Annotated in this window: 7 protein-coding genes; 5 read left to right on the top strand and 2 right to left on the bottom strand. The window is 74.8% G+C overall.

Annotated elements, in window-relative coordinates:
* The coding region (locus ACL02O_RS33490; protein ID WP_412822194.1) for a helix-turn-helix transcriptional regulator at positions 1 to 839 on the bottom strand (839 nt) is incomplete at its 3' end.
* A 102-nt stretch (positions 840 to 941) separates the two neighbouring features.
* Between ACL02O_RS33490 and ACL02O_RS33485 the strand changes: the two genes are divergently transcribed.
* From ACL02O_RS33485 to ACL02O_RS33475, 3 genes are all read left to right on the top strand, one after another.
* Positions 942 to 1,649: an SDR family NAD(P)-dependent oxidoreductase gene (locus ACL02O_RS33485; RefSeq protein WP_412822193.1), complete on the top strand. Its 708-nt coding sequence runs from the start codon at positions 942 to 944 to the stop codon at positions 1,647 to 1,649.
* Between the two features lie 294 nt (positions 1,650 to 1,943).
* The gene (locus tag ACL02O_RS33480; RefSeq protein WP_412822192.1) at positions 1,944 to 2,537 is read left to right on the top strand and encodes a TetR/AcrR family transcriptional regulator; all 594 of its coding nucleotides are present in this window, start codon (positions 1,944 to 1,946) and stop codon (positions 2,535 to 2,537) included.
* Between the two features lie 81 nt (positions 2,538 to 2,618).
* The gene (locus ACL02O_RS33475; protein WP_412822191.1) at positions 2,619 to 4,061 is read left to right on the top strand and encodes an MDR family MFS transporter; all 1,443 of its coding nucleotides are present in this window, start codon (positions 2,619 to 2,621) and stop codon (positions 4,059 to 4,061) included.
* A 64-nt stretch (positions 4,062 to 4,125) separates the two neighbouring features.
* Here the strand turns inward: ACL02O_RS33475 and ACL02O_RS33470 are convergent, their stop codons facing one another.
* The gene (locus ACL02O_RS33470) at positions 4,126 to 4,620 is read right to left on the bottom strand and encodes a DnaJ family domain-containing protein (protein WP_412822190.1); all 495 of its coding nucleotides are present in this window, start codon (positions 4,618 to 4,620) and stop codon (positions 4,126 to 4,128) included.
* A 156-nt stretch (positions 4,621 to 4,776) separates the two neighbouring features.
* On the opposite strand from ACL02O_RS33470, the gene ACL02O_RS33465 reads away from it, so the two are divergent.
* Positions 4,777 to 5,205 (top strand): YkvA family protein, encoded by a 429-nt coding sequence (locus ACL02O_RS33465; protein ID WP_412822189.1) that lies wholly within the window; start codon positions 4,777 to 4,779, stop codon positions 5,203 to 5,205.
* A complete protein-coding gene (locus tag ACL02O_RS33460; RefSeq protein ID WP_412822188.1) occupies positions 5,206 to 5,925 on the top strand; it encodes a sulfite exporter TauE/SafE family protein in 720 nt (239 codons plus the stop codon).
* Positions 5,926 to 5,941: the final 16 nt, after the last annotated feature.

The raw sequence follows: 5,941 nt of genomic DNA, 5'->3' as shown, positions 1-5,941 counted from the left end.
GTGGCGAGGGCCTGGGTGCCGAGGACGGTGAGCAGGGCGAGCCGCTCGGCGTCCTCGGTGCCCGGCTCGGCCGTGTAGATCATGATGCGGAGATCGCTGCCCGCCACGGTCAGCACGTCACAGTCCAGGGTCAGCGTGCCCACCTGCGGATGGTCGACCGTCTTGCGCGCGGCCTCGTGGCGGCCGACCGCCCCGGAGTCCCACAGCTCGGCGAACCGGTGGCTGCCCGACCGCAGCTCGGCGACCAGCCGCCGCAGCCGCTGATCGGCGGGGTACCGGTCGGCTGCCGCCCGCAGGTCGGCCACGAGCGCCGTCTCGAAGGAGCGCAGGGACTCCGGGGTGTGCCGGACCCGGCCCCCGCCCGGGCCGAGGAAGTTCCGCCAGACGCCGTTGCGCTGGTTGCCCCGCCATCCCGACGGATCGCCCATCAGTGCCGCGTACGGCGGATTGGCCAGCAGCAGCGTCCAGGACGCGTCGTAGACCGCGACCGGTGTCCCGGTCAGCCGGTCCAGCAGCCGCTGCACGCTCGGGGTGATCTCGACCGGCACGGTCTCCGGGCCGGGCGGCGCCAGCCCGGCCAGCCGGAACAGGTGCGCGCGCTCGGTTCGCGACAGCCGCAGCGCGCGGGCCAGCGCCTCGACGACCTGCGCCGACGGGTGGGACGCGCGGCCCTGTTCGAGCCGGGTGAGGTAGTCCACGGAGATTCCGGCCAACAGGGCCAGCTCCTCGCGACGCAGGCCCGGTGCGCGTCGCTGCCCGCCCGAGGGCAGCCCGGCAGCCTCGGGTGGGACCCGGTCCCGCCAGCGGCGCACCGCCGGCCCGAACTCCCCCATCGTCATGTCCACGAGTCTGCTCCGGTGCCCGCCGGGCTGCCTGGTACCCGTGGTCCCAGGAAGACCGGACGACTGGGTGACCGCGCGGCGGGGCCGCAACCTTGGCGCATGACGACAACACTGATCACCGGAGCGAACAAGGGCCTCGGCTTCGAGACCGCCCGTCGACTCGTCGCCGCAGGCCACGACGTCTGGATCGGCAGCCGCGACGCCCACCGTGGCGGGCGGGCCGCCCAGCGGCTGGGCGCTCGACTCGTCCTGCTCGACGTCAACGACGACGCCTCCGTCGCCGCCGCGGCCCGGACCGTCGAGGCCGCCGGCGGCCTGGACGTGCTGATCAACAACGCCGGTGTGGAAGCGCGCACGGCCGACAACGGGGTGGCCGGCGCCGAGGAGACGACCGCCGACCTGATGCGACCGGTGTTCGAGACGAACGTCTTCGGCCTGGTCCGGGTCACCCACGCGTTCCTGCCGCTGCTCCGGCGCTCCGCCGCCCCGGTCGTGGTCAACGTGAGCAGCGGCCTCGCCTCACTGAGCCGGGTCACCGACCCCGGCGATCCGGCTCACCCGTACCCGGGGGTCGCCTACCCGGCGTCGAAGGCCGCGGTCAACATGATCACGGTGCAGTACGCCAAGGCTTTCCCCGGCATGCGGATCAACGCGGTGGAGCCCGGATACACCGCGACGGACCTGAACGGACACACCGGCGTCCAGACCGTCGCGGAGGGCGCCGAGATCATCGTCCGGATGGCGCAGGTGAGTCCCGACGGCCCGTCCGGCGGCTACGTCGACGCGCACGGTCCGCTTCCCTGGTAGCGACCGGGCGCGGGGTCGGCCCGGTCCCCGGAGGGCCGGGCCCGTTCAGCCGGCCGGGGCCGGCCGGCGGCTCTCGCGCAGGGCGGCGACGATCCGGGGCAGGGCCTGCCCGATCGGCTCGCGGATGACCTCGTCGGCATCGCTTTACCGTCGGGCGCCCCGGCTGGCCGGACAGGGTGGACGAGGGCAGGGTCGGGGGCCGTGCGGCCCGGGTGGGTTCACTGCGATGGGGGTGGGCGGCGCTCGACTGAGATGGGGGTTGCCACCCACAAGGCGTCGGTAAATACTTACTGCATGACCGACAGCCGGGCCGCGCTGCTCAACGCCGCGGCGGAGGAGTTCGCCCGTACCGGGCTGCACGGCACCCGAGTCCAGGCGATCGTGAAGCGCGCGGGCGTCAACGAGCGCATGATCTACCACCACTTCGGGAGCAAGGAAGGGCTGTATGCGGCGGTCATCGACGAGCAGCGGGCCGGTCTGGGGTCGGCTTGGGCGCCGGTGCTGGAGCGGGCCGCCACGCTCGACCCGTACGAGGGGATGCGAACGGCGTTCGCCGGGTTCTTCGACATCCTGAGCGCCCGTCCCCGGCTGCTCGCGCTGATGCTGCACGAGTCGCTCAGCGGGGCCCGCCTGCTGTCCCTGCCCACCGCCGACCAGCTGCCGAAGGCCATCCGGGGGCTCTACGAGCGCGGTCAACAGGAGGGGGTCTTCCGGGCCGACTGCCCGTTCGAGGTCGCGTACGCCACCGCGATGGGCGCCGTCGTGGCGTTGCAGATCTTCGCTCCCCCGTTCGCGGCCGAGGCCGAGTCCGCCGGAGCCCCCGCGTTGCGGGACCGGGTGGTCGGGCAGTTGCTGGACGGGATGACCGGGCCCGCGCCGGGCCGCTGATCACGCTCGAAGAGGACGGGCGGGGGCCTTCCGCCGCATCCCGCAGTAAGTGTTTACCGCAGAGTCGAGGAGTATACGGAAATGGACCAGACAGTGCAGCCGCCGGCGCCCGCACCGGGCATACCGCCGGACCTGCTCCGGCTCGTCGGCGTGATCATGCTGGGGGCGTTCGCCGTCCAGCTCGACGCCACCATGACCAACGTCGCGGTCAACACGCTGCTGCGGGAGTTCGACGCCGGCCTTTCCACCATCCAGTGGGTCGGCACCGGCTACCTGCTGGCGATGACCATGATGATCCCGCTGACCGGCTGGGCCGCCGACCGGTTCGGCACCCGGGCGCTCTGGACGTTCAGCCTCGCCGGGTTCCTGGTCGGATCGCTGCTGTCCGGGCTCGCCTGGTCGGCCGGCAGCCTCATCGCGTTCCGGGTCGTGCAGGGCGTCGGCGGCGGGATGCTCGTACCCCTGGCACAGGCCATCCTTGCCCAGGCCGCCGGCCCCGACCGGCTCGGCCGGGTGATGGCCGCCATCGGCATCCCGGCCATGCTCGGTCCGGTCCTCGGCCCGGTCCTCGGCGGCCTCATCGTCACCGACCTGAGCTGGCGCTGGATCTTCTTCGTCAACGTGCCGATCTGCCTGGCCGGACTGCTGCTGGCCCGGCGGGTACTGCCCGACGCCCGCCCCGCCGGCGCCGCGCCGCTGGACCTGCTCGGCCTGGCCCTGCTGCCGCCCGGCTGCGCCGCCGTGGTCTACGGTCTCGCCGAGGCCGGCCGGCACGGCCGGTTCGACGACCCGGCAGTGCTCGTCGCGCTCAGCCTCGGGGTCGCCCTGCTGGTCGCCTTCACCCTGCACGCGCTGCGCACCCGGCGCGAGCCGCTGCTCGACCTGCGCCTGCTCGGCAGCCGGACGTTCGCCGCCTGCGCGGCGGTGGTGTTCCTCTCCGGCATCGCCCTCTTCGGGGCGATCATCCTGCTGCCGCTCTACCAGCAGCAGGTGCGGGGCGCGTCCGCCCTGCACGCGGGGCTGCTGCTCGCCCCGCAGGGCCTCGGCATGGCGGTCGGTCTGGTCGGCGCCGGACGCCTCACCGACCGGATCGGCCCCCGGCCGATCGTGCTGGCCGGCCTGGCGCTGGCCGCCGCCGGCACCCTCGCGTACACCCAGGTCGCCGCCGACACCAGCCAGCTGCTGCTCGCCGCGGCGCTGGTGGTCAGCGGCGTCGGCATGGGCGCCACCATCGTGCCCGTGCTGGCCAGCCCGTACCGGGGGCTGCCGAGGCCGGCGATCCCCCGGGCGACCAGCGCGATCCGGATCTTCCAGCAGCTCGGCGGGGCCTTCGGCGGCGCGGTGCTCGCGGTCGTGGTGCAGCGGCAGCTCGCCACGCACGTCGCGCCCGGGCAGCTCGACCCGGGCGGGCGAGCCGCCGCGTTCGGGGCCACCTTCTGGTGGGTGCTGGGCTTCACGCTGGCCGCCGTGCTGCCGGCGCTGCTGCTGCCGGCCTCCCGGCCGCCGTCGGCAGCCGACGCCTGACCCCGCACGCCGTCGTCGCAAGGACCACCGGCTCGGGGTGGTGGTCCTTTCGACGACGGCACGCTCAGCGCCGTCGCCAGGGCAGCCGCCAGCGCCGCCGCCGGCCCGGGGCGGCGGAAGCAGCCTGCGGGGCGGCGGTGGCGGCCGCAGCGGTGACGCGTTCGGCCGCCGCCCGCTCCCGGTCGCCCCGCCACTGGCGTACGACGTCGTCGACGTTGACCGGGCGGACCACCACGCGCGGGCCCGTCGGGGTACGCAGCCAGGCCACGATCCCCGCGTTCAGGTCGGCGACGTACCCCCGCACCGACTCCTCGGTGGGCAGGTCCCGTACCTCGTCGGGGAGCGCTTCGACGCGGCGGCGCAGCTGCAGCGGGGTGGGCAGCAGCAGGTCGGTCGGCAGCTGCTCCCGCTCCAGAAAGCTCTTGATCCACCACGACTCGTCGTAGGGCAGGTCCCGACCCGGGATCGGCCTGCCGGCACCGGGCAGGTTGTCGAACTCACCCCGCTCCTGGGCCGACCGGATCTGCGCCTCGACCGCCGCCTCCCAGCCAGTCGTCACCGCCGTCACCTCCCGCACCCACCGTATCCGCCGGTTCCGACCGGCTCAGCGCAGCCGGCCGGCGGCGCATTCCCGGCGGGCGGCCGGCGGCGTCGCGGCGTACATTCCTGGTGGGCCGGCGGACACGGCCCGTATCCCGTGGGAAGGACCACCGGCGTGCGCGACTGGCTGATCGGGCTCGGTGTCGCGGTGGCCTGCCTGCTGGCCAGCTGGGCGCTGCTGGTCCTGCTCGCCCGGCGGCTACCGCCGGGCATCCTGCGGGATCTGGCGTCGTTCATCCCGGACTGCCTCACCACGGTGCGCCGGCTGCGCAAGGATCCGCGGGTGCCGCGCCGGGCGAAGGCGGCCATCGTTTTCGCCGGGCTGTGGGTGGCCAGCCCGATCGACCTGATTCCCGAGTTCCTGCCGGTCATCGGCCCGCTCGACGACATCGTGGTGGTGGCCCTGGCGCTGCGGTACGCCGGCCGGCAGGTGCCCCGGCAGGTGCTCCTCGACGCGTGGCCGGGCGAGCCGCGGCTACTGCTGCGGCTGCTCGGCCCGGCCACGGGCGGCCCGGCGGCCGGCGCCGAACCGGTCGGCCGCTGAATGCTCGGCACGCTGCTGGCCGCCTCGGCGGCAGCGTTCCTGCTGGCCCTGCTCTCCGCGGTGACCGGCTTCGGCGGCGGGGTACTGCTGCTGCCGGTCTTCACCGCCCTGTTCGGGTTACGGGTCGCGGTACCGGTACTCACCCTCGCCCAACTGTCCAGCAACGGCGCCCGGGCCTGGCTGAACCGGCGGGAGCTGCGTTGGCCGCTCGTCGGCCGGTTCGCCCTCGGAGCGGCACCGTTCGCGCTGTTCGGGGCACTGCTGCTGGCCCACGCGCCGCTGGCCGCGCTGAAGCGGCTGCTCGGGGTGTTCCTGCTCGCCGTGGTGGCGTGGCGACGTCTCGGCCGGCCGCCGGGCCGCCCCGGCGAACGGTCCTTCGTCGCGGTCGGCGCGGCCTCCGGCCTCGGCTCGGCGCTGCTGGGCTCCGTCGGCCCACTCACCGCGCCGTTCTTCCTCGCGTACGGGCTGACCCGGGCCGCGTACGTGGGCACCGAGGCGGCCGCCGCGCTCACCCTGCACCTGTCCAAGACCGCCGGGTACGCCGTCGCCGGCCTGCTCAGCCGGGAGGTGCTGCTGCTCGGCGCGGCGCTGACCCCCGCCACCCTCGCCGGCGCCTGGCTGGGCCGGCGGATCGTCGACCGGATCAGCGACCGGGTCTTCGTCGGCCTGGTCGAGGTGGGGCTGGTGGCGGCCGCGCTGCTGTTCCTCGCCGGACGGTAGCCGGCGGCGTCAGCGC

The sequence above is a fragment of the Micromonospora mangrovicola genome, assembly GCF_047200535.1.
In the GTDB taxonomy this organism is placed as follows: domain Bacteria; phylum Actinomycetota; class Actinomycetes; order Mycobacteriales; family Micromonosporaceae; genus Micromonospora.
Note: the sequence above shows the minus strand (reverse complement) of the source record. Positions and strands in the feature narration are given on the sequence as shown.